A 23905-nucleotide genomic window follows, 5' to 3' on the forward strand; every position below is an offset into this window, starting at 1 on the left:
AACATGGACATCAATCAAGCCAGCAATCTCGCTTCGAGCGCCGTGATCGCCGCCATCCCGCTGATGTACGCGGGCGCGGGCGAACTCGTCGCGGAAAAATCCGGCGTACTGAATCTCGGCGTCGAAGGCATGATGCTGATGGGCGCCGTCACCGGCTACGCCGTCACCGCGATCACGGGCAGCCCGTGGCTCGGCATCGTCGCGTCGGTGTTCGCCGGGCTCGCGATGGCGCTGCTCTTCGGCTTTCTCACCATCACGATGCTCGCGAATCAGGTCGCGACGGGCCTCTCGCTGACCATCTTCGGCATCGGCTTTTCGGCGTATGTCGGCAAGCCCTATACGTCGGCGGCGGTGCGCTCGACCATCGACGTGATGCCGATTCCCGGGCTGTCGAGCATTCCGGTGCTCGGCCCGGCGATCTTCTCGCTCACGCCGCTCGGCTATCTCGCGTTCATCATGTTCGCGGTGATCGGCTGGTTCCTCTACAAGACGCGGGCGGGGCTCGTGCTGCGCTCGGTCGGCGAATCGCCGGCGGTCGCGCATTCGGTCGGCTTTCCGGTCGTCGGCGTGCGCTACGGCGCGACGCTCTTCGGCGGCGCGATGGCCGGCATCGCGGGCGGCTATTACTCGATCGTCTATCTGCACGTCTGGCAGGAGCAACTGACGTCGGGGCGCGGCTGGATCGCGCTCGCGCTCGTCGTGTTCGCGACGTGGCGCCCGGGCCGGCTGCTCATCGGCGCGTTGCTGTTCGGCGCGGTGATGGCGCTGCAGTTCTACGCGCAGGCGATCGGCGTCCCGGTGCCGACGCAATTTCTCGCGATGCTGCCGTATATCGCGACGATCGTCGTGCTCGTGCTCATCTCGCGTAACCCGAACACGATCAGGCTCAACGCGCCCGCATCGCTCGGCAAGCCGTTCTTCGCGGCGAGTTGATGCCGCTGTTGTTCGCGCGCAGCATCGCGGTTCCGTTCTCATTTTTGACCGACCACACTGATGCGGGCCAAAGCAATTCGTTTGACACACAACATCGACCAGGAGAATCACAATGAATAAACCATGGCTGAAGGCGATCACCGCTACGGTCGCACTGTCCGCCACCGTCGCGGCCTTGAGCGCGCAGGCGGCGGATGCGCCGGGCGTCGCGTTCGTCTATCTCGGCAATCCGGGCGATGCAGGCTGGACCTTCGCGCACGACGCCGGCAGCAAGGAGGCCGAAGCGAAGTACGGCAGCAAGATCAAGATCACGCGCGTCGAGAACGTGCCGGAATCGGCGGACTCGGAACGCGTGTTCCGCGATCTCGCGAACAAGGGCAACAAGGTCATCTTCGCGACGAGCTTCGGCTATCAGGATTTCGCGCTGAAGGTCGCGAAGGATTTTCCGGACACCATTTTCCTGACGGCCACCGGCTTCAAGAAGGCGAAGAACTTCGGCACGTATGACGTGCGCATGTATCAGGGCGCGTATCTCGCGGGCGTCGCCGCGGGCTACGTGACGAAGACGAACACGCTCGGCTTCGTCGCGTCGGTGCCGATCCCGGAAGTGGTGCGCAACATCAACGCGTACACAATGGGCGCGCGCTCCGTGAACCCGAAGGTCCACACGAAGGTCATCTGGATCAATAGCTGGTTCGATCCGGGCAAGGAAAAGCAGGCAGCCGAAACGCTGATCGGCCAGGGTGCCGACGTCCTGCTGCAGAACACCGATTCGAACGCGACGCTCAACACCGCCGCCGAGAAGAAGGTCTTCGCGTTCGGCTGGGATTCGAACATGAAGAAGTTCGGCCCGAGCGCGCATTTGGGCTCGGTCGTCGCGCATTGGGGCGTGTATTACAACGACGTGATCCAGAAGGTGATCGACGGCAAGTGGAAGAACGATCCGGTATGGCTCGGCATTCCGCAGAAGGCCGTGGATCTTGAAGACCTGAATACCGGCGCGATTCCCGCGAAGGCCGTGCAGGCGATCTCCGCGAAGCGTGACGAGTTGCACGCAGGCAAGTGGGATGTGTTCAGCGGTCCGATCAAGGATCAGTCGGGCGCGGAGAAGGTGCCGGCCGGCAAGACGCTGACCGACCCGGAACTGCAGCGCATCAACTGGTACGTCGAAGGCGTGGACGGCTCGCTGCCGAAGTAAGCGCGCATCGTTCGCTCGCCGCAATGTAAAACCGCGCTTCGTTGCAAAACGAAGCGCGGTTTTTTCATGCGATGAGCCACGCGCATCAATCGATACGCAGTCCCACCTTGATCGTCACCTGCCAGTGCAGGATCTTGCCGTCCTCGATGTGCCCGCGCGTTTCCACCACTTCGAACCAGTGCATGTTGCGCAGCGTTTTCGACGCCTTCTCGAGCGCGACGCGCACGGCGTCATCGCTCGATTGCGGCGACGAGCCGGTCAGTTCGATCTGCTTGTAGACGTGTTCCGACATGGTGTTCTCCTTGTAGTGTGGTGGATCGGTCAGAGCGATGCGACGCGTGGCGTCGCAAGATGCTTCGAATACCGATGCAGCAAGGCACGCGCCATCACGCTTTCGCGCGTGGCTTCCATTAAAGGACAGGAACGCGTGCGGGAGTAGTCGGGGTTTGCGCGAAGCGCGCTCGGCGCACGAGCCTCGTCAGCGAGGCCCGCGTGCATCGGCAGAAACCAGGGAGGTCCGCGCAGGATCAGCGCAGCGGTCGCGAAGCGGCGTCGCCTGCGTCCTGACGGCGCGTGCCGCGACGCCTGCGCGCCGAAACCGTCGCGCCGAATTCGCTCAGGATCTGGGCGCGGGCGCGGCTCGCGAATACAAGGAAACCGAAACCGTTTCCCTCGTACCAGTAACCGCCGTTCTCAAGTCCGTCGAGCGGCTGTTCGAGCGCGTTGGTGATGGATTCGACACAACGCCTGTGCAGCTCGTCGATCGCCGGGTAGGGCGGCTGGGCGCCTCGCACGCTGCACAGAAGGACATCGAGTCCCGGCAACACATGTGCGTACAGCACCGGTTCATCCTGGGCGCGAGCCCTGGCGATCTTGGTGTCTAGCTGACCAAATGGCTTGAAATGCCGAAGCACGGCGAGAAAAGACTCGTCGCCATCAGCCTTCACGCGCTTACGCTTTTTCGGGAAGGACATAAAAACTCGCCTGAAAAAGAATTGCAAGAAACGCAGCGTCCTCATGCGGCCACTCCCGTCTTGCGCGCCGCACGTCGATCTTTTATAGCGCATCGATGTGATTAGGTCACGGTGAATCGGGCCATTCGTTTTTAGCAACGGCAAGAGCCGCTGCTCCTTCCTGGCGCACGATTCGTGCCGACGACCGTTTGGCGGCCCGCTTGGCTTCCCTCAGAGCATCTATCTCAATAATAGTCCTGCTGCACCCCACGCGAACAGCTTTCATGAAGAAAAAAGCGGGTGGACGCACCAAGGGGATAGGGTGGCCAATCAGGCAGACCCGCACGCGCCGTGCGGGTTCCGCTGCGATGCGAGCGGGTTTGCCCGGCTAGACGCGCGGTGCGTTCTTGAGTTCGTCGCGAATCTCGCGCAGCAGCAGCACGTCTTCGGGCGTCGCGGGCGGCGGCGCGGCTTCGGCCGGCTTGCGCAGATTGTTGATGAACTTGACCATCAGAAAGATGATGAACGCGAGAATGATGAAGTTGATCAGCGTGGTGATGAACGAGCCATAGCCGAATACGGCGACGCCCGCGGTCTGCAAGTCCTTGTACGAATCGGGATTGCCTTTGAACGTTGGCGGTATCGGCCCGAGCCGGACGAACAGGTTCGAAAAGTCCAGGCCGCCGGTGGCGAGGCCGACCACCGGCATGATCAGATCTTTGACGACGGAATTGACGATCGTCGAGAATGCGCCGCCGATGATGACGCCGACCGCGAGGTCCATGACGTTGCCCTTCAGGGCGAAGTTCTTGAATTCTTCGATCATGCTCATGCGCGGCTTCCTCCAGTGTGCGTTAGACGGTTGTGCGGGCCAAGGCGGCAGCAAGGGCTATGCCGTTGGAACCCGCGCGAAACGCCGGGCGCGGCGCGTTTCGTTGCGGGCACCGACAATGATAGTCAATTCGATTGCGGCTCGCGCGGGGCGCCGGAATTCGGTCAGGCCGACGGCACGCGCCCCACGCTGATCGCCGCGCAAAAAGCCGCGTGATCCGCGACCGTCTGCGCGCCATAGCGCTCGGCCCACATCGCGTAGGCGGCGTCGAGCCGGTCGGAGTTGCCGCAATACCCGGCGATGAGCGCGGCATCGCCGGTGCGCGCGTGGGCGCGGGCGAGCAGGAGGCCGAGGCACCACGCGTAAAAGTCGAAGGTCGCGCCGTGCAGCCAGTCGACGGGAATCGAGCCGCGGATCTGCTTCATCTGGCGCACGTAGAAGTCGCGGCCGGAAATGGTCGTCCAGCCGAGCAGCGCATCCGATGAACTCTGCATCAGACGCTGACCGTGCACGACCCGCCGTCCCTGATGGCGATACGGCTCCGGGAGCGGCGGCACGAACGGCGCGGCGGCCGGCACGATGCCTTCCTTCACCTGAATGAAGAGCGGATCGCCGAGCGCGCGGCCGAGCATCAGCACGAGATACGCGCGCGTGCCGACGCTGCCCACGCCGACGACGCGATGCGCGACATCCACGACGTCGTAGCGTTCGAGCATCATGCGCCATTCGCCGGCCAGCGTTTCCAGATAAGCCTTCAGGCCATCGATCACATGATTTTTCTCGGCGGCGTCGAGCGCGGTCAGGATCGGCGGATCGGCCTTGAAGCGATAGCTTTTGCCGACGGGCTCCGCGACTTTCGCGAGCATCGTCGCGTGCGAGCGCTTCATCGCGCGTTCAACGGTTTTCTCTATGGTCGCCTTCTCGTCGGAATCGAGCTTCGTGGGCGCGTCCATGTGCAGCGCGCTCGCGTAGGAGCGCATCTGCCAGAGATCGTAGGGGCTTACTTGCCAGAGTCCGGCCATCGTCGTGCGATACGCGGCGCATGCCGAACGCACGGCGCTTTCGCGCCCGGTGGCATCGACGCCATTTTCGCGCGCCGCGACGTTGATGCTCGCGGTCAGACGCTTCAAGTCCCATTCCCACGGGCCGACGAGCGTTTCGTCGAAATCGTTCAGATCGAACACGACGTCCTGGCGCGGCGTGCGAAAAAGGCCGAAATTATTGACGTGCGCGTCGCCGTCGATGATGACGTTGTGGCCGATCGAAGGCGACTTCGCCAGATCCCACGCCATCACCGTCGCGGAGCCGCGCAGGAACGCGAACGGCGACTCGGCCATGCGTTGCATCCGCAGCGGAATGAGCCGCTCCTGCCGGCCCGCGTTGCCCGCGAGCACGCGTTCGACGGGATCGGGCCGGTCCGGCTCGGGCGACCAGGCGCCGTGCGCGTCGAACGGAACCGCGTCGCGCAGTGAACGGCCCATGGCGCGGCTTTGCTCGGCCGCGCCGTTGATGGGTGTATTCGTCGAAGCGGAACCAGGGCGGGTGGACAAGGCGCGTTCTCCTTCGGCGATAAAAGGGCGTGTCGAGCGTTCGTCGAACGCAGAGCATTCGGCGCTCCCGGCGGGAAGGTTTTACACGCGCAGCGCATGACGCGGGTGCGTCTCGATGGCGCGAACCGCATGAAGCAAGCTGCACGCCGGGCCGGGCCACGGGCACGGGATATGCTCTTTACGATCGGCTTGAAGCCGCGCAATGCCAACGCACGATCCCGACGCACTTCGCGTCAATCTTTCGAACACATCATCTCATGCCCAACGAAATCCGCATTGCCGAAGGCTCCCCGTTTCCGCTCGGCGCAACCTGGGACGGACAGGGCGTGAATTTCGCGCTGTTTTCCGCGAACGCGACCAAAGTCGAGCTGTGTCTCTTCGATGAGAAGGGCGAAAAGGAAACGCAGCGCATCGAACTGCCCGAATACACCGATGAAGTCTGGCACGTCTACGTTCACGGCCTGCAACCCGGCGCGGTCTATGGCTATCGCGTGCATGGACCGTACGAGCCCGAAGCCGGACATCGCTTCAATCCCAACAAGCTGCTGCTCGATCCGTACGCGAAGGCGCACGTCGGCGAACTGAAGTGGGACCCGGCCGTGTTCGGCTATACGCTCAACGCCGAAGGCGACGATCTCACCTTCGACGAACGCGACAGCGCGCCCTTCATGCAGAAGTGCCAGGTCGTCGATCAGGACTTCTCGTGGACGCATGCGACGCGCGTGCGCGTGCCGTGGGAGCACACGATCTTCTACGAGACGCACGTGCGCGGCTACACGAAGCTGCATCCGGCGATTCCGGAGCACATGCGCGGCACTTTCGAGGGGCTCGGACAGAAGGAAGTGGTCGATTACATCAAGAGCCTGGGCGTGACGTCGGTCGAGCTTTTGCCGATCCACGCGTTCGTCAATGACAGTTATCTGCTCGACAAGGGCCTCACGAATTACTGGGGTTACAACACGATCGGCTTCTTCGCCGCCGATCCGCGCTACTTCGCGCGCGGGCCGGGCGTCGTCGCCGAGTTCAAGGAAATGGTCGACCGGCTGCACGAGGCCGGCCTCGAAGTGATCCTCGACGTCGTGTACAACCACACCGCCGAAGGCAACGAACGCGGGCCGACGCTGTCGTTTCGCGGCATCGACAATGCGTCGTACTACCGGCTGATGCCCGAGGAATCGCGCTATTACATCAACGATACCGGCACCGGCAATACGCTCAACCTGTCGCATCCGCGCGTCCTGCAGATGGTCACCGACAGCCTGCGCTACTGGGTGACGGAGATGAACGTCGATGGCTTTCGCTTCGATCTCGCGACGATTCTCGGCCGCGAGCCCTACGGCTTCGACGAGGGCGGCGGCTTCCTCGACAGTTGCCGGCAAGACCCGATTCTCTCGAGCGTGAAGCTCATCGCGGAACCGTGGGATTGCGGTCCGGGCGGCTATCAGGTGGGCGGCTTTCCGCCGGGCTGGGCGGAATGGAACGATCGTTACCGGGACACCGTGCGCGAATTCTGGAAGGGCGACGAAGGCGTGTCGCCTGAGCTCGGCAAGCGCATCACCGCATCGGGCGACAAGTTCAACAAGCGCGGGCGCCGTCCGTGGGCGAGCGTGAACTTCATCACCGCGCACGACGGCTTCACGCTGAACGATCTCGTCTCGTACAACGAGAAGCACAACGAGGCGAACGGCGAGGACAACAAGGACGGCCATTCGGACAACAAATCGTGGAACTGCGGCGTCGAAGGTCCGACCGACGACCCCGAGATCCGCGCGCTGCGCGAGCGCCAGAAGCGCAACATGCTCGCGACGCTGCTGTTTTCGCAAGGCACGCCGATGCTGCTCGCCGGCGACGAATTCGGCCGCACGCAGAAGGGCAACAACAACGCGTATTGCCAGGACAAGGACATCAGCTGGGTGAACTGGGACATCGACGACGATGGCCGCGCGCTCACCGAATTCGTGCGCAAGCTGACGACGCTGCGTCACACGCTGCCGGTGCTCAGGCGCCAGCGCTTTCTGACCGGCGAATACAACGAGGACCTGCAGGTCGCCGACGTCCGGTGGCTCGGCACGACCGGCGACGAACTCACGCAGGAGCAATGGGACGATCCGAACATGCGCTGCTTCGGCGTGGTGATGGACGGGCGCGCGCAGGCGACGGGCATCCGCAAGCCGGCATCGGATGCGACGCTGCTGCTCATCGTCAACGCGTATCACGACGTGGTCGATTTCACGCTGCCCGACATTCCGGGCCCCGACGAGTGGATTTGTCTCATCGACACCAACGCGCCGATTCGCGAGGAATTGCCGGAGTTCGGCGCGGACGATGTGTATCAGGTGACGGGCCGCTCGCTGCTCTTGTTTGCGCTTCAGCCGCGCGGCGCGACCAAGCGCATTTTCAAGCGGCTGGAAGAAGCGCTGACGGACGAAGTCCCGCCTGAAGGCGAGCCGAGTTGAGGCTCGTGTCGGCGGGGTCCGGCGCGCGAGCGGTTATCATCTGGTTTTTGCGATAGCGACAGAAGGCGGCGGGAGCCGCCTTCTTTTTTCCACGATGGCCGTATCTTTCACGCATGAACGCGCGCCTCTTCAAGGCCGCGTGGCGCCGACGGCATGATCCTGCATGCCATCCTGCGCGTCGCGAGCTGGGATCAGCTCGAGCGCATCTGGGAATTCATCGTCGGCTTCTTCAAGTTTCTCTGGGGCCTGCTGCGCTTTCTCGGCGGCGGTTGATGCGCTGATCTTCACGACGAAACCAAAAGGGCTCCGCGAAACGGAGCCCTTGTTTTTCGTACGCGAGCAGATCAGGAATCGCGCCAGCTGTCGTCGTTGCTGCCGAGGTCGAGGTTTCCGCCCCCGCCGCCATCGTTCCAGTCGTTGGAGCCGTTGCCGAAATCGAGGCCGCCGCCGTTGTCGTTGCCGAAGTCGAGACCGCCGTTATCGTTCTGCGGCGGACGATCGACGGGGACTTCGCGCTCGATCACGCGATCGCGCCCATGCGAGAGCGCCTCGCCCAGCAGCACGCCGGTAAGCAATCCGCCCATGCCGCCGCCGAACCCACCGCCGCCTTGCTGGATGATGACGGGCGGCTGCTGCCCTTGCTGCGGCGGATACGGCCCTTGCTGCGGATACTGCGGCTGGCCGCGTCCGAAACGCTCGGCTTCCTGCGCATATGGCGAGCCGTTCGGTGCGCCGGCTTGCGCATAGTTGTTCGCGTTCGGATCGGGCCGGCCTTCGGCGCGCGCCTTCAGGCTTGCAACCTGATTCTCCAGATCTTCGATCGCATACGGCGGTACCGGATTCTTCGAGTTCGACAGCGATTCGACCATCTCGCGCAACTGCGTTTCCGCGCCTTCGACGTCCTTCAGCAGCGCTTCATGGCCCGGCGCGGTGGAGAGCCGCACGTCTAGTTTGAGCGTGCGCACTTCGTTGAGCAGTTCGGTTGCGCGCTTGATCTGCGAACGGCGATCGTTCTCGGCCTGACCGTCGTCGCGTGAGCGCGCACGGCGCAAGCCCCAGCGCAGCACGAGCGCGATCGCCGCGATCAGGATCGCCAAACCGATCCACGCGCCCATGCCGATGCCGTGCGTCTGCGGCGCGGGCGCGGCTTGTTGCTGATTGAAGGGATTCTGTGCGCTCGACGTAGTCGCGCCGTTGTCCGATCGCGGCGAGATGCTCGCGCGCGTCGCGTCGGCCTGAATGCGGGCCTGCGTGGCCGCGAAGCGCGACGGATCGGTGAAGCTCAATGCGGGATCGAGCGATTTCGCTTGTTGCAGATGCGAAAGGGCGTCGCTGTAACGGCCTTCGCGGTCGAGAACCTGCGCGTAGAGATAATGCGCGTGCGCGTTCTTCGGATGCGCCTCAAGCACTTCGCTCAGTTGCGAGTCGGCCTTTTGCCAGTTGCCCTGCGTCATCGACTGCTCGACCTGCTGCGCGGTCGGCAACGCGAACGCGAGCGGGGATGCGAGCGACAGCGACAACGCCAGAGCCGTCAAGAACTTTTTCATGATGCGGGCCGGACGCGATGAACGTCCGTCTCCTGTCGATGCAATCGTGTACTGCTCAAGGTAACGCATATTCGTGCGACGCGTGGCTTGCCCGGCGGCTCGCCACGCATGCACTCGCCAGCACTTATTGCGCCGGCGGATTCAACTGCTTCTTCAGCGCTTCGAGACGGTCTTCGACGGAAGGCCCGCGATTGAGCGCGGCGAGCTTGTCATCGAGCGCCTTGCCGGACTTCTGGTCCGCCGAATTCAGGCGCGCATCCGAGCGGGCGTTGGCGAGCTGAACCTTGTCTTCGAGCTTCTGAAAGTCCTCCGAAAGATTCTTTCCGCCAATGCCGCCCAGCGCCGTCGCCGCGGTGTCCTTCGCCTGCGCGATCTGCTGCTTCGCCTGAAGGATGTTCGAGCGCGCGTTCAGATCGTTGCGGCGCTGACGCATGTCCGTGATCTGCTGCTTCAGATGATCGACCGAAGGCACCAGCGTCTGCAGTTCCGCGGCGAGCGCGTCGCGTTCGGTTTCGGCGTTCGCCTGCGCCGCGAGGGCTTCGCGCGCGAGGCTTTCATCGCCGGACTGCAGCGCGCGCTTCGCGCCGTCTTCGTACTTCTTCGCCTTGTCGGCGGCGGCGTCGCGCTTGCTTTGCTGCGTCGCGACCTGCGCTTCGATCTCGATGAGCGAGTTTTCCGCCTTCGCGATGCTGTCGTCGAGTTCGCGCACGATCTGGCGAGCGTCGCGCGAAGGGTCCTGCATGGTGTCGGCGGCGTCGTTCAAGAGGCCTTTGACCGTGCGCGTGATGGAATCGAAAAGCGACATGTATTTCTCCTGGAGGAAGACGGCGGCGTTCACTCGATCCACGCGCCGCGCGGCTCGAATGTGAGGCGCAATGCGCGGGATTGCAAGCGCACGCGAGCTTCGCGTGCACGCCGGGTTTACCCGCTCATTAGATCATGCCGCGGCTTAACCGGGACTTAACGGAAGGTTAAGGAGTGTAACGGCGCGCCTTGCCGGAAAAGGCAGGCAGGGCGCCGGTGGCTAGCGCTCGGTGTGCGTGTCGTCGGTCAGCGAGGCGTCGTCGCCCTCATCGGCGTCATGCTCGAGTGCGTCTTCGGATGCGGGGGGCTCGGGATGCGCCTGCGCAAGCGTGCGCGCCTGCGCTGCGCGTTTGGTCGCGCTTGCGGCGGCATCGCGGGCTTCGCGTGCGGCGGCTTTCGCAGCGACGCTCTTCAGCGCGGCGTTGAGCGCATCGGGCGCTTTGGGCGCGCGCAGCCGATCGACGATGCCCGCGACCTTGATCTGCTCGCTCGTCGCGTTGAAGTTCAGCACGGCGCGCCGCATGAGCTCGCTCACGCTGATGCCGAGGGAGTCCGCTGTATTGCTGATGGCCAGCTTCTGCGCGGGAGTCACGAAAACAACGATGCGTTCGCTGGGTTTGGTCGTCATGGGCGGCTCACAAACAATAAGGCGATCGTAACCGGACTAAGGGGACGACCGCGGCTTCGGTTCATCAAACTGCACGACATCGTTATTGCAGGCTCGCGAGAGCCGTTTCGGGAACCCGCGATCCATTCATCCATCATATCGGTTTGCGCGCGGCCGTGCGTGTGAATGGCCTCGCATCACACGCGATGAGCGTTGCGCAAAAACGGCGCGCGATCAACGACTTGTGCATTTTCTCATACGGTTGTCCACAAGGCTCTCAACACTTTCTGTGGGTAACACAACATTGGCGCGCATCTGGCGGGCTCGCGGCAATTTACTTACAAAAAAATCCTGCGCATTTTGTGGTGGCCCGCGCGAATTCTTTAAAATGCGCTGTTACCTCCGGCCGGATCCGGCCTGCACATTCGCTCGTCCCGTCTTGGCAGTCGCGTCGTTTTTCGGCGCATCGCAGCGCGGCAGCGGGCGCGCTTCATGGCGCGCCGAACGAACCCAGTCATGCCTATCATCAAACGACCCGACTCATCGAATTCCTCGCGCTACGATCGCGAACCCCGCTGGAACGACTCTCGCAACGACTCACGCAATGACTCGGGCGGCCGCGACGGCGGCGGGCGCAACGGCGGTGGCGGCCGCAATGACCGCAACGATCGCAATGACCGCGGCGGCCGGGGCCGCTCTCCGCTCGCACGCATCGCGCTCTGGTTCGCGGGACTCGCGGCCATCGGCGTGGTGATCGGCGCGCTCATCGTCGGTTATGCGCTCGTCGTCATGGGGCCGAATCTGCCGTCGCTCAATGCGCTCATCGACTATCGTCCGAAGGTGCCGCTGCGCGTCTATACGGCCGATCACGTGCTGATCGGCGAGTTCGGCGAGGAGCGCCGCAGCCTCGTGCGCTTTCAGGACATTCCCGATCAGATGAAGAAGGCGGTGCTCGCAATCGAGGATTACCGCTTCTACGATCACGGCGGCGTCGACTTCGTCGGCATCCTGCGCGCGGGCGTGACCGATCTGATGCACGGCGGCGCATCGCAAGGCGCGAGCACGATCACGATGCAGGTCGCGCGCAACTTCTTCCTGTCGAGCGAGAAAACCTATACGCGCAAGATCTACGAGATGCTGCTCGCGTACAAGATCGAGAGCGCGCTCACGAAGGATCAGATTCTCGAGCTGTACATGAACCAGATCTATCTGGGCGAGCGCGCGTACGGTTTTTCGGCTGCTGCGCGCGTGTATTTCGGCAAGGACCTGAAGGACATCACGCTTGCCGAAGCGGCGATGCTCGCGGGCCTGCCGAAAGCGCCGTCGGCGTATAACCCGGTCGTCAATCCGAAGCGCGCGAAGGTGCGTCAGCAGTACATCCTGAAGCGCATGCTCGATCTGAACTTCATCACGCGCGAACAGTTCGCTCAGGCGAGCGCCGAGGAAATTCACACGAAGTCCTCGGGCACCGAATACGGCGTGCATGCGGAATACGTCGCGGAAATGGTCCGGCAGATGATGTACGCCCAATACAAGGAAGAGACCTACACGCGCGGCCTCACGGTGACGACGACCATCGATTCCGCCGATCAGGACGCCGCGTATAAAGCCGTGCGCAAGGGCGTGATGGACTATGAGCGCCGGCATGGCTATCGCGGGCCGGAGGGCAATGTCAATCTGCCGTCGAACGCGGATGACCGCGCCGAGGCGATCGAAGACGCGCTCGTCGATCATCCGGACAACGGCGAGCTCGTCGCGGCGGTGGTCACGGCCGCGAGCCCGAAGCAGGTGAGCGCACAGTTCGTCGGCGGCGATACTGCGACGATCGCGGGCGACGGCCTGCGCTTCGTGGCGGCGGCGCTGCGCAACAACGCATCGAAGGCGCTCGCGATCAAGCCGGGCTCGATCGTGCGTCTCACGAAGGACGGCAAGGGCAACTGGCAGATCACGCAGTTGCCGCAGGTCGAAGGCGCACTGGTTTCGATGACGCCGCAGGACGGCGCGATCCGCGCGCTCGTCGGCGGCTTCGACTTCAACAAGAACAAGTTCAATCACGTTACGCAGGCATGGCGTCAGCCGGGTTCAAGCTTCAAGCCGTTCATCTATTCGGCGGCGCTCGACAAGGGTCTCGGACCGGCGACCATCATCAACGACGCGCCGCTGTATTTTCCCGCGGCGGGCGGCGGCGATGCGTGGGAGCCGAAGGACGATGACCAGCCCGACGGCCCGATGTCGATGCGCGTCGGCCTGCAGAAGTCGAAGAACCTCGTGTCGATCCGCATCCTCTCGTATATCGGCACGGGCTACGCGCAGGACTTCGTCACGCAGAAGTTCGGCTTCGACAAGGACAAGACGCCGCCTTATCTGCCGCTCGCGCTCGGCGCGGGTCTCGTCACGCCGTTGCAGTTGAGCGGTGCGTACTCGGTGTTCGCGAACGGCGGCTATCGCATTAATCCGTATCTGATCGCCGAGGTCTCCGATGCGCGCGGCACCGTGATCTCGCGCGCCAATCCGCTGATCGCGGGGAGCAACGCGCCGCAGACGCTCGAGCCGCGCAACGCGTACATCATGAACAGCCTGCTGCATACCGTCGCGACGCAGGGCACGGGCTCGGGCACCAACGTGTTGAAGCGCAACGATCTGCAAGGCAAGACCGGCACGACCAACGACGCAAAGGATGGCTGGTTCGCGGGCTATCAGAAGCAGCTCGTCGCGGTCGCGTGGATGGGCTACGACCAGCCGAAGACGCTCGGCAGCCGCGAGTTCGGCGCGCAGCTCGCATTGCCGATCTGGGTCGAGTACATGGGACGCGCGCTGCGTGGCATTCCGCAGGAGCAGATGGAGCGGCCGGACGGCATCACCACGGTCGATGGCGAACTCTTTTACGCCGACCGGACGCCGGGCGCGGGATTCGTCGCGAGCATCGGGCTGGATAACGCCAATCCGATGGCGGGCGATGCCACCACGATGGGCGGCGTGGGTCCGGCGGGCATGCAGGCGCCGCCCGCGCCGCAGGTTACGACCGACGAGCGCAAGCAGATCATGGATCTGTTCAGCAAGCACTAGCGATAAAAAAACGCGCCGGACTTCACAATCCGGCGCGCTTTTCTTTGGGGGGCGCGAAACTCAGTGGCCGACCGTCGCTGCCGACTTCACGTCACAGTTCACCTTGAGCGTCGACTTGTCCGCGAACGATAGCGTGAGCGGAATCGTCGAGCCGACCTTGAGCGGCTTGCCGGGCTCTTCGAGCATCAGGTGATAGCCCTTCGGCGCGAAGTTCAAGGTGCCGTGCGCGGGGACATCGACGGAATCGACGGCCGACATCGTCGCCGTGCCGTTCTTGCTTTCCGACTTGTGCATCATCGTCATGCCGAACGCGGGCGTTTCCGCGGCCGTGAGGGTCGCGGGTTTGTCGCCGTTGTTGGCGACGGTGAAGTAGCCCGATGACGGCAGGTTCGGCGGCATCGCACGAACCCAGCAATCGCGGGCCTCGAGCGTCGCGGCCTGAGCGAACGATGCGCAGACGAGCGCGCTCGCGAGTACAGCGATTTTTTTCATTGTGTCCTCACTTGACGGTGAAGTTGTAGTGGCCTTGCGTGCGATGCCCGTCGGCCGCGAACGCGCTCCATTGGACCTTGTAGACGCCCGGCGCGAGATCGGGGAGCGCGACGCTCATGTGCTTTTTGTCGCGTGCATCGACTGTGGATTTCTCGGTGTTGACTTGCGTGCCCTGCGCATTGGTGACGATGAGCTTGCTGAAGGTCGGTTCGAGCGCTTCGCCGAAGTCGATCGCAACTTCGTGCGGGGCGCTGACGGTCGCGCCGGGGCCGGGTTGTTGCAGCTTCGGCAATGCATGCGCGAATGCGAGTTGCGCGGAGCCGATGAACGCGAGCGCGAGTGCGCTGCGCATCAACGATGATGAAAGCATGATGTGTCCTTGCGTGCCCGAAACCGATGGGGGTTCAGGCGATGAACGAAGTCTGTGTTTGCCGATGCGAATCAGGCGAAGGCGGGCGGGGCGCGCGGTTGTGCGGCGGTGAGCGATGCTCGGCGAGGCGCGTCGGTGCGATGATTTGCGACGAAGGTTTCGCGCGGCGGGAGAAGGGCGGCCGCGCGATGCGGCGATACGGTCGGCGTGGGCGCGTGCGCGATGAGATCGCAATAAGCGCAGGCCTGCAGATGATCGACGGTGTCATGCTTTTGCGGATGCGTGTCGCGCGATGACTGGGCATCGGTTGCGCACACGGACGCGAGCAACGATTCGATGCGCGCATGTTCGAGCGTTTGCGATGCGACGGGCGCGAGCGAGAGCAGCAGGATCGCGCATATCGCAGCGAACCCGCCGATCTTCCCGATGATGCCCCGACGCAAGTGATGCATGCCGATACATGGACGATGATGAACGAGCGATTATGCCATGCGCGTTTGTAGGCGCTTCGCGAGGGATGGGACGCATCGATTGATTGTTTTAGAAAATAGGGTGTTGCGGCAAAGTAAGCGATGACTTATAATCTTTTCTTCGACGGACGCGGGGTGGAGCAGTCTGGCAGCTCGTCGGGCTCATAACCCGAAGGTCGTAGGTTCAAATCCTACCCCCGCAACCACTTTCAGTTGCACGTTTCCGGCAGTTGACGCTATCAGCCGTACGGGAACGTCGCAGTAGGCAGCAAAAAATCCCTCGCTTTCCCGCCGGACCTCAATGTGTCCAAACACGGTCGCCAGTATCTGCCGTGCCTCACTGGCATTCGCCGTCAGCACCTGCTTCAAGTCAGTAATTTTCCGTCGTACCCGCTGCGCGATCTCGGCGAACCGGTATTCGTTGACCTTTGTTCTGGTCAAGGTTTGTTGTAATGCTGCGCGCTCCTCTTCCGAGCGTTTGAGCCGCTCGACCAGCGCTGCTGATACACCGATTTGCGCTAGCGCCTGAGTCAAGTTGTCGATTTCTTGCGTCAACTCCACCATTCTCGCCTTCGCCGCTTTCGTGACGTCGCGCTGCTCTTCTTCGTCATCGGCGAAGAACCGGCGCACGGCTGCTTCAATGTCCCGTTGTGCCTTGTCGGAGAACAGTTCGTCGCGCAGTACATCGAGTAGGCGCTGGGTCGGTGTGTTCCCGCACCACGAAAATCCCTTCGCAGGCGTGTCGGCCTCGTTCCTTGCGCGTTACGCACCCATAGCGCGTGCGATCTACCACGAGCAAGGCACCAGTGCAGTGCGGACAACGCAGCAGGCCACTGAAGAGCGAGCGGCGAACACCGCTGCGCCCGGTCGATCCCGCGTTCAGGCGGTCGACGCCCATGCGGGCACGAACGGCGTTCCATAGGTCATCGGTCAAAAGGCGGTAATGCTCGCGATGCTCGGTCTTCCATTCACTTTGAGGTCGCTCGTGCCGTTGCCGCTTGCCACTGTCGGGATCTTTCATCCACTGTGAGCGGTTCCAGATGTAAACGCCGATATAGGCTGAATTGTTCAGAATGCCCGAGCCTTTTCGTGGGCAGCCATAGAGCGCCGAGCGCATCCATGTGCTGCCGCGTGGAGAGGGCACGCTGCGGCGGTTCAGATCGTTCACGATCTCGAATGTCGTCCAGCCTGCGGCGAATTTCTCGAAGATGAAGCGCACAATCGCAGCTTCGTCCTTGTTGACCTGATAGTCGCTGCCGCGCACGGTCTTGACGATATCGTAACCATAGCTCTTGCCGCCCGCGATGAAGCCGCGTTCGACCTGGCCCGTCTGCCCGCGAATGGTCTTGCAACGCAGATCGTCGATGTACAGTTCGTTGACCAGTCCACGCACCGCCCGCTGCACCTTCCGGCTGCTCGAGGTCGAGTCGTAGCCATCGGCCACGCCGATCACGCGGATGCCCCGATATTCGAGGCGGCGGATGATAGTCTCTTGTTCGACCTGATCGCGCGAGAGACGGTCGAGCGCTTCGACGACCAAGATGTTGAAGCGGTCCGCCATGGCGTCGGCCATGAGTTTTCGGCCGCCGGTGCGCGTTTCCACGCGCGTCGAACCCGAGACACCTTCGTCCGAGTAGCGCGCGACGATTTCGTTCTCCGGCAGTTGTTGCGCGAAGCGCTCACAGACGCTCATTTGATCGGTGATCGAAGTTTCCTTTCGTTTGTCGGTGGAAAACCGACCATATAGCGCGACTCGTAAAACGAGTCGCTCGATGAGGGACATGCCTTGCCTCGTGTTTCGCGTTGGTTAGGAGGAAGCTCGCCATTTCGGAGATCGCGCATCACCTGACGCACAATCATCTCTATGAGCGCTTGCCATGCTTCGGGATGCTTATCGCGTAACAACTGTACCTCCGCCGTGCGCGGTTGGTTGCAGGCTGACGACCGTTCTTGACAGACCGGTGGCGATCTTCGAAATGATCGTTGCAATGTGTTCGTGTCGCTATTGCGTGAACCCTTCGCGCAGGGCCTGTGCGATGCCGAGCAACTCGCCACGATGCTCCGTTTGCGACACGGCGCCGATGTTCGCGGCGGCTTCGTCCAATGCTTCAAGCGAGGCAGCGCGTTCGAGTTGCTCGCGTACTTCGGCATAACTGAGGTTCGTGCTCGCTGGCTCGCCGTGCCCGTCCGGCGTCGTCGACGCTGTGGTGCGCAACGCGGTCATCTTCTGGCCATACGCGTCGCGCGCGATCTTCTTGGCGCCTTCGCTGCGCATCTGCGAAGCGAGTGCGCCGGCATCGGCGAGTTCGTCACTGTTGCTTGCAGTGTCGATGCGCTCCAGTACTTCTTCCAGCGTCGGTTCACGTTCGACCGTAGACGTGTCTTTCTTGACGCGACGCGGTTTTCCTTCGGTATTGTTCGCCGAGGACTTGCGTATGACTCGTTCGATGGTGTGCGATGCAATCTTCACTTCAGGCGTCGGTGATGGATCGTTCGTTAGGGCAGCGGGATTTAAAACCGCAGGCGTCGCTTTACCTTCATGGATGGCGCGGTTGATAGCCTGTATCGGATCGTCGGGTGCAGCATCGAACAACAGCGCCTCGCGTGCGTCGTCACGCGCAAGGGCAGCGCGCGCAGCGGTAGTCATGGGCAGGCGCTTGCACAGGCGCTTTAGGGGTCGCACTTTGGCCATTTCATCGGGCCACTTCGACCAGGGCGTATCGTCTGCCTTAGCTTTGCTGAGCTCGCGAAAGCGTTCCATCTCCGTCCAGCTCATCGGCTCGAAATAGAAGCCGCCGTTGACCAACCGGGCGAACGCGTAGGCGAGCACCGGCGAGGCGTCCATTTGTGCGTAGTCGGGGCGATGCGTGAAGTGTTCGCCTTTTTCATCGACCCAGTGATCGAAGGCGTCCGCCTCACGCACGATATAAGAGGCGATGTCGACGAGCTGCTCGGACTGACGCACGAGCTTCACCAGACCCCACACCATAGGTTGCCATTGCGCGACGAAACGATTGCTGTTGCGATGCCGGTAAGGCACGATCGCACCTTCACGGCCGTCCGGTAGTAGTCCATCCTGCGCCGCGTCGAGACACGCACGCATGAGTGAGCCACGGTCGGCATCGTAAAGCAGTGGCTCGGCTTCGACGGCGCGAATGACGATCCGGGCGAAGCCTGCAACATCGACGTGCTTCGGCAACGCGAGCTCCAGCTTGCGGCGATTCTCTTTTTGATCGAGCTCGTCGGCGAAGGCTCTCAGATTGGCGTGCATGCTCACGGCACCTCCTATTCGATGTCGATATTCGGCCGCGCCCGCTTTGGCAGGTAGAGCGGCACGATGTCCTCGGGGTAGCCGGGCCACTGTCCAGTGCGGATGGCCTCGGCATAGATCCATGCGGCGTGCTCGGCAAGATCTCGCCCGATCTTGAGCGCATGCTTATCGGCTGAATAGCAGCGCACCCCGAAGGGCGATTCAATCTCGACGGCGATCCACGCAAAGAAGGGCGAAGACGATTGCTGTACGCGCTCACATCCTGCGCGGTAATGCGCGGCTTGCACATAAAGTTGACCCGTTTCAGCCTTGCGTGAAAAGGCATTGGGTGTGACGTCGGTGGTCGTCTTTAGATCGACGATGCCGCCGTCGTCGCGCAATCGGTCGATGCGTGCCTTGTTGCGTGTGCCGTAGTCCTCGTCTCGCCATAACAAGGTCACTTCGGAACGGCCATCGGCATCGAGCAGAGCGCGCGCGCTCGTGTGCGCGAACACTGCGTCGCGCACACGTTGCGCGCGGTCGAAATCCGCCTGTTTCATCGGGATCCGGCCGCCGAGTTGCGCCTCGAATTCAGCCCATACGGCCTTGTCGGCATTCGAACGGCGCTCGATATTCGGTGCGATGGCGACGATCTCGCGCTCGGGTTCGAGCACCAGACCGTGCACCACCGTCCCGAACTGCATTGCGGGAGTTGGTGCGCTCGGATGATCGCGCCATTCGCGATAATGCGCCGCCGAGCGCAGCAGCTTCACCATGCCGGACGCGCTTAATGCCTCCAGCGCGTAATACCGCTCGCTAGGAAAGTCATCATGGCGACCGGGAATGAAATCGATGTCGGCGAAATTCACGATTATTAGAAACACAAAGTGGTTCGGACGTCGATTAAATCGACGCCGACTTGGTTGCTCGCGATTAATGAAATCAACGATAGCGCGCGGGTTGAGCGACGCAAGTCAAATTTATTTTGTAACCGACCGAAGGGCCCTCCGCGTTAGGTGAGCCGACTTCGAGGAAAACGTCTAAGAGGGCCGCTGCTCCACGTGTTTCGCAAGTCGGTAAAAATGCTCGAGCCCAAAAAAAGACAAATCGCGCTTCACTTGTCTTCTCGGCTAGGTGAAAGTCATAAGCTCCGACGCAGTCATTGTCGGGTCGAACCAGTCATTTGTTACAGACCAAATTTTTCGGGTGGTTGACGAAGGCGTTTTCAGAAACTAGTTTTCATCTCGTCATTCGACTGCCCATTCGTCACGATCATGAAAATCGCTGATTTCGAAAGTCCGGCCATTGACTGGCTGAGGCTGGCGATGTCGTTATGCGGCGCGCAACCGGGCCTGGCGCGGCGACTGGGCAAGAGACGGACGTTCGTCAGGCAGTGGTTGCATCGAGAAGGCGAGGCGCCGATCGAGTACGTCGCGCTCGTGGCGCAGGCGGTGGATGATCCTCGCGTCACACACTTCACGCTGCGCCCAGACTGGACAGTCGCGGGTAGGCGTATTTATTCCTCACCACACGTTGCGCATATTTAACGAAGCGAGGTCGCGATAGGCAGGGTCAAATGGCTGTCTCGACGGAAAAATTTAGGAGACCTACGTGGCCGCCGTGATTGATTTTGACGGCGTGCCGGAACATCGACAAGGTGGCGTCCGATCGCATGGGTCTTCCAGCCCCCTTTCATACAAGATCCTTCTTGTGCCATTGCGCCAGTTTCGCGATCTTCGATCGCATACATCGTGCCGTAGAGCGAGCGCGGGTGCTTGTCGCCATAGCTGCCTTGGTGGTCGAAACCAAAATGCTCATTCTGCTGACCAGGATTCTTTTGGCCGTGCGCAAAGATGCCAGCGTTCCAAGTCCAACAGGAAAAAGCGTCACAGATGTCCAAAACTTCCGCGGGGCCGTCGGCATGTTCTTCGGCCAGACTAACAGCACGGCAAAAACACACACCAGAAGAAGTGCGAGAAACATGACTGTCCAGAAGAACCTTGAGCGAGGGTCGTCTGGTTCCGGCTCTTCAATTGGCAACAACGATAAATCAACGGCCATATTAGTACGCCTGATACGCTAGAAAGCATTGGGACGGCGCCGAAGCGTTCGGGATACCGCATCCCATAGCGCGATGGCTTCACCCTCGGTCAACGATGCTTTGGTGACCGGTTCTCCTTTCGTGAAGAAATTGGAGGCACCCACGTCCATGTCCAGCAGCAGATAGGGAGAGGCCGCGCCACTTGCGTAGTTTGTCTCCAGCGAAAATCGGAAGCCGTGTACCGGAGGCGTATCAACGGTAAGGGCAGCGATCAGCGATTCCTCGGCCTTCATGCCTCCGACCGTGTCGAAGGAGCCAGTCCGCAGAAAGCGGCCCTCCGCAGCTTTGAGGGCGTAGCTCACAGTCTCGTCTTTGATCCGTCTAAGCAGTGTATCGCCGGGCTTCATGTTTCCGAAGGTTTCGATGCTGAAGCCGACGTCAGGTTTGTCCGGCAGTGCGAAAAACGATTGAATTTCCTCGTCTTCGGAGACTGCTTTTCCTGGAAGAAATCCGCCGACAAAGCATGCGCCTGGCTGAGTCGGAATCACATCGTCGCGGCGCCCCTCTAGCTTTTCGAGAAGGTCGAAAACACGACGGCTCTTTTCGGGAACATCATTCTTGACAGGCAGATCGTTTAACCAAGGTTGATCTCTGTCCTCGGAATGAAGGAAGTCCACCGCATCGATGTTCAGCTTGATTTGATATCCGCGATCCCACTTATAGGCTTCAATAAACCGAACAGCGTCGCTCGGGGAAGCCCTACTTCCCAAAGAAACAAAATATCGGCTGTGATCGATGTTCCGTACCTTTCCATATTCGTACAGGTAACGGTAGCCAGTGGGACTTTTCGTAGCCTTCAGTTCCACCTCCAATTGTTCCATGTCATGTTCAAACTGTTCCTGCGTCTTGGAACTGAAATCGACTATGACACCCTGCAACTTCACTACGCCTGCCGAGCGGACGTCCCCTGGCAGGTCGATTAGATAGCGCCCCACGCAACGAGGTTTCAAATCTGTTGTCGTATTCATCACGGTTTTCTTTTCCTGCTCTGTCAGATCCCTACTCTTCTGCTGACATGCGCTCGTCAGCACTGCGACCCCTATCAGTACTGCCCCAATCGCGCGCATCACTTGTATTCCATCGTTGTACCCTTCACATTGCCGACGATCCGAACAATGGCCCAGAGCGTAAAGAATTGTGGCGGGTGCGGTTGGGGCGTTGGGTTGTATGCGCCTTCGTGGTCAATTCCGCTGAATCCAATGCATGCCTTCGAGAAATGCTTCGGCGCACTCCCAGACCGTACTGGCACGGTACCGTCGCCGTTGTCGCTCGCAGGTCCAATCTTGAATGTCTTGGAAACGGGCAAACTCAGCGACGATTCAGTAAGATTGCATAAATTGCTTCCCATGATGCCAGGCACAAAGATCACTGGAATGATCCGCTGCGGCACCATAACGCAAACTGCGATGCTATCGTCGGAGGGCGACGTGACCGTCAAGACCACTGGCTCGCCCATCTTCTCCGAGATATGATGCGCCGTCACTGACAGGAGCGCCGCACTGTCTGCGCTCGGCACTTCAAGGTGCTGCGACTGACGCCCCGTCACCAGGCTCGTGATCCGCTCTGCTGCGTCCAATAAGCTGGACATGGTCATACACTCCTTTCTCTGCAATGCTATCGATGCTTGCCAGAAAGCAAGCGGTGATCAGTCTTCGCATGGATGCGCCATTGGCATCGGACCATAGCTCATTGGCAATCGATCTGTAAGGGGGAAATGTCTTAGTTATCCGTATTCCTGATCTTTCTCAAAGCGCGATAGCATCTCACGTTCGGACGTGATATACGTTGCCGCCTCATCGAATTAACGGCACGCGGTCTCGTCTCTAGGCGATTGCTCTCGTTACCGCGCTTAAAGCATATTCAAGCATGTTGGTGCATATTCCGTCCGATTCTCGACACCTCACTTCGCACGCGGTCATTGACGCGTCCGATCGATCTGCCTCCGCGCCGCAGCGATCATCCGAATTGCACATCGACATGGAGATCGCGAGTGTCGATCAACGGCTCGGCGATCAACTCGATGCGATCCTGCATCACCCCGACTTCCAGCGGCTCGAAGCGGCCTGGCGGGGCTTGAAGTTTCTGGTCGACCACACAGACTTTCGCAAGAATGTGCACATCGAAGTGCTCGACGTCGACAAGGAAACGCTGCGGCGGGATTTCGAAGACGCACCCGACGTCGTTCAGAGCGGCCTGTTCCGACACACCTACACCGAGGAATACGACACACCGGGGGGCCAGCCGATCGCTGCTCTGATCTCAAACTACGCATTCGATCGCAGCCCGCAGGATATGGCGCTGTTGCGCGACATTTCGAAAGTGTCCGCCGCCGCACACATGCCGTTCATCGGCGGGGTGTCGCCTGAATTCTTCGGCAAGGCATCAATGGAAGATGTCGTCGCAATTCGCGACCTGCGCGGCCATTTCGAACGCGCCGAATATTTTCGATGGAACAGTCTGCGCAAGACGGACGATGCGCGTTATCTGGGTCTGACGCTGCCGCGCTTTCTGGCGCGTCTTCCGTACGGTGCTGATACGACACCGGTGCGCTCATTCAACTACACCGAGGCGGTGAACCATTCGAATGGCGCCGGATATCTCTGGGCGAACGCGTCGTTCGCTTTCGCCACCAATCTCGTGCGAAGCTTCGTGCGCAACGGCTGGTGCATCCAGATCCGCGGGCCGCGCGCGGGCGGGATCGTCGAGAACCTGCCCACGCAACTGTACGCGCTCGGCGCCGGCAATCTCGCCAAGATTCGCACCGATGCACTCGTGCCCGAGACGCGTGAGTTCGAGTTCGCTCATATCGGTCTGATCGCGCTGTCGCATTTCCAAAATCACGATGACGCGTGCTTCTACTCCGCGCACTCCGTTCAGAAGCCCGAGGACTTCGACACCAAGGAAGCGAGCGCCAACAGCCGCGTCAATGCCCGCTTGCCTTACATCTTTCTGCTCTCGCGAATCGCGCATCATCTGAAGATGATCCAGCGCGAGAACATCGGTACGACCAAGGACCGGCGGCTGCTGGAGCTCGAGCTCAACACCTGGGTCAAGACGCTCGTCACCGAAATGACCGCGCCTGGCGACGACTTGCAGGCCTCGCACCCGCTGCGCGAGGCGCGCGTGGAGGTGGAAGACATCGAGGACAACCCGGGGTTCTTTCGCATGAAGCTCTTTATCGTGCCGCATTTCCAGATCGAGGGCATGGACATCGGTCTCTCGCTCACTTCGCAGATGCCCAGGGCGAAGAATTGAACCCGTTCAATCCGGCGGAAG

The 23905-nt window shown here is 61.4% G+C and carries 22 protein-coding genes and 1 tRNA gene; 7 read left to right on the forward strand and 16 right to left on the reverse strand.

Features of this window, described 5'->3' with window-relative positions:
* Positions 1-3 precede the first annotated feature (3 nt).
* Both BG60_RS28450 and BG60_RS28455 read left to right on the forward strand, forming a co-directional pair.
* On the forward strand, positions 4-933 hold the full coding sequence (locus BG60_RS28450; protein ID WP_008349992.1) for an ABC transporter permease: 930 nt from the start codon (positions 4-6) through the stop codon (positions 931-933).
* Positions 934-1045: 112 nt separating this feature from the next.
* Entirely contained in the window at positions 1046-2131 is a 1086-nt protein-coding gene (locus tag BG60_RS28455) for a BMP family ABC transporter substrate-binding protein (protein ID WP_008349990.1), read from the forward strand.
* A gap of 85 nt (positions 2132-2216) precedes the next feature.
* On the opposite strand, the gene BG60_RS28460 is transcribed toward BG60_RS28455, so the two are convergent.
* From BG60_RS28460 to BG60_RS28475, 4 genes are all read right to left on the reverse strand, one after another.
* Positions 2217-2423, reverse strand: coding sequence for a dodecin (locus BG60_RS28460; RefSeq protein WP_008349988.1), 207 nt, complete (start codon positions 2421-2423; stop codon positions 2217-2219).
* A gap of 235 nt (positions 2424-2658) precedes the next feature.
* Positions 2659-3150, reverse strand: a complete 492-nt coding sequence (locus BG60_RS28465; protein ID WP_008349986.1) for a hypothetical protein — start codon at positions 3148-3150, stop codon at positions 2659-2661.
* Positions 3151-3472: 322 nt separating this feature from the next.
* Entirely contained in the window at positions 3473-3916 is a 444-nt protein-coding gene (gene mscL, locus BG60_RS28470) for a large conductance mechanosensitive channel protein MscL (RefSeq protein WP_008349984.1), read from the reverse strand.
* 164 nt (positions 3917-4080) lie between these two features.
* The gene (locus BG60_RS28475; protein WP_034473594.1) at positions 4081-5466 is read right to left on the reverse strand and encodes a DUF2252 domain-containing protein; all 1386 of its coding nucleotides are present in this window, start codon (positions 5464-5466) and stop codon (positions 4081-4083) included.
* A gap of 257 nt (positions 5467-5723) precedes the next feature.
* Between BG60_RS28475 and glgX the strand changes: the two genes are divergently transcribed.
* On the forward strand, positions 5724-7922 hold the full coding sequence (gene glgX, locus BG60_RS28480; RefSeq protein WP_034473596.1) for a glycogen debranching protein GlgX: 2199 nt from the start codon (positions 5724-5726) through the stop codon (positions 7920-7922).
* Between the two features lie 344 nt (positions 7923-8266).
* On the opposite strand, the gene BG60_RS28485 is transcribed toward glgX, so the two are convergent.
* From BG60_RS28485 to BG60_RS28495, 3 genes are all read right to left on the reverse strand, one after another.
* The gene (locus BG60_RS28485; RefSeq protein WP_034473597.1) at positions 8267-9469 is read right to left on the reverse strand and encodes a tetratricopeptide repeat protein; all 1203 of its coding nucleotides are present in this window, start codon (positions 9467-9469) and stop codon (positions 8267-8269) included.
* A 124-nt stretch (positions 9470-9593) separates the two neighbouring features.
* Entirely contained in the window at positions 9594-10274 is a 681-nt protein-coding gene (locus BG60_RS28490; protein ID WP_034473631.1) for a PspA/IM30 family protein, read from the reverse strand.
* Positions 10275-10493: 219 nt separating this feature from the next.
* Positions 10494-10901: a plasmid mobilization protein gene (locus BG60_RS28495; protein WP_008349975.1), complete on the reverse strand. Its 408-nt coding sequence runs from the start codon at positions 10899-10901 to the stop codon at positions 10494-10496.
* Positions 10902-11396: 495 nt separating this feature from the next.
* Here BG60_RS28495 and BG60_RS28500 point away from each other — a divergent pair, with 495 nt between their 5' ends.
* Positions 11397-13946 (forward strand): penicillin-binding protein 1A, encoded by a 2550-nt coding sequence (locus BG60_RS28500; RefSeq protein WP_034473599.1) that lies wholly within the window; start codon positions 11397-11399, stop codon positions 13944-13946.
* 60 nt (positions 13947-14006) lie between these two features.
* On the opposite strand, the gene BG60_RS28505 is transcribed toward BG60_RS28500, so the two are convergent.
* The 3 genes from BG60_RS28505 to BG60_RS28515 form a co-directional block, all read right to left on the reverse strand.
* A complete protein-coding gene (locus BG60_RS28505; protein ID WP_008349971.1) occupies positions 14007-14438 on the reverse strand; it encodes a copper chaperone PCu(A)C in 432 nt (143 codons plus the stop codon).
* Positions 14439-14445: 7 nt separating this feature from the next.
* The gene (locus BG60_RS28510) at positions 14446-14808 is read right to left on the reverse strand and encodes a copper resistance CopC family protein (protein ID WP_008349969.1); all 363 of its coding nucleotides are present in this window, start codon (positions 14806-14808) and stop codon (positions 14446-14448) included.
* Positions 14809-14879: 71 nt separating this feature from the next.
* A complete protein-coding gene (locus tag BG60_RS28515) occupies positions 14880-15260 on the reverse strand; it encodes a DUF2946 domain-containing protein (protein WP_034473600.1) in 381 nt (126 codons plus the stop codon).
* 147 nt (positions 15261-15407) lie between these two features.
* Between BG60_RS28515 and BG60_RS28520 the strand changes: the two genes are divergently transcribed.
* A tRNA-Met gene (locus BG60_RS28520) sits at positions 15408-15484 on the forward strand.
* A gap of 431 nt (positions 15485-15915) precedes the next feature.
* Here the strand turns inward: BG60_RS28520 and BG60_RS28525 are convergent.
* The 3 genes from BG60_RS28525 to BG60_RS28535 all read right to left on the reverse strand — a co-directional run bounded on the left by BG60_RS28525 (position 15916) and on the right by BG60_RS28535 (position 19397).
* Complete coding sequence (locus BG60_RS28525; protein ID WP_081851893.1) at positions 15916-17061, reverse strand: recombinase family protein; 1146 nt, start codon at positions 17059-17061, stop codon at positions 15916-15918.
* A gap of 219 nt (positions 17062-17280) precedes the next feature.
* Positions 17281-18549: a recombinase RecT gene (locus BG60_RS36395; protein ID WP_051996675.1), complete on the reverse strand. Its 1269-nt coding sequence runs from the start codon at positions 18547-18549 to the stop codon at positions 17281-17283.
* 14 nt (positions 18550-18563) lie between these two features.
* Entirely contained in the window at positions 18564-19397 is an 834-nt protein-coding gene (locus tag BG60_RS28535; RefSeq protein ID WP_034473606.1) for a PD-(D/E)XK nuclease-like domain-containing protein, read from the reverse strand.
* A 405-nt stretch (positions 19398-19802) separates the two neighbouring features.
* Between BG60_RS28535 and BG60_RS28540 the strand changes: the two genes are divergently transcribed.
* Positions 19803-20075, forward strand: a complete 273-nt coding sequence (locus tag BG60_RS28540) for a YdaS family helix-turn-helix protein (RefSeq protein ID WP_051996677.1) — start codon at positions 19803-19805, stop codon at positions 20073-20075.
* Between the two features lie 145 nt (positions 20076-20220).
* Here BG60_RS28540 and BG60_RS39120 read toward each other — a convergent pair whose 3' ends face one another.
* Genes BG60_RS39120 through BG60_RS28555 form a run of 3 tightly spaced genes read right to left on the reverse strand, consistent with a single transcriptional unit; the run spans position 20221 to position 22217 of the window.
* Entirely contained in the window at positions 20221-20589 is a 369-nt protein-coding gene (locus BG60_RS39120) for a hypothetical protein (protein WP_167561870.1), read from the reverse strand.
* Positions 20590-20607: 18 nt separating this feature from the next.
* Positions 20608-21696 carry a T6SS immunity protein Tli4 family protein gene (locus tag BG60_RS28550; RefSeq protein ID WP_241484902.1) on the reverse strand — a complete coding sequence of 363 codons (1089 nt, stop codon included), beginning with the start codon at positions 21694-21696 and terminating at the stop codon, positions 20608-20610.
* Positions 21696-22217, reverse strand: coding sequence for a hypothetical protein (locus BG60_RS28555; protein ID WP_152563236.1), 522 nt, complete (start codon positions 22215-22217; stop codon positions 21696-21698). The genes BG60_RS28550 and BG60_RS28555 overlap by 1 nt, the downstream gene beginning before the upstream one ends.
* A 278-nt stretch (positions 22218-22495) precedes the next feature.
* Here BG60_RS28555 and tssC point away from each other — a divergent pair, with 278 nt between their 5' ends.
* Positions 22496-23884, forward strand: a complete 1389-nt coding sequence (tssC, locus tag BG60_RS28560; protein WP_051996679.1) for a type VI secretion system contractile sheath large subunit — start codon at positions 22496-22498, stop codon at positions 23882-23884.
* The last annotated feature ends 21 nt before the right edge of the window (positions 23885-23905 follow it).

The sequence above is a fragment of the Caballeronia zhejiangensis genome (assembly GCF_000698575.1).
Classification (GTDB): Bacteria; Pseudomonadota; Gammaproteobacteria; order Burkholderiales; family Burkholderiaceae; genus Caballeronia; species Caballeronia zhejiangensis.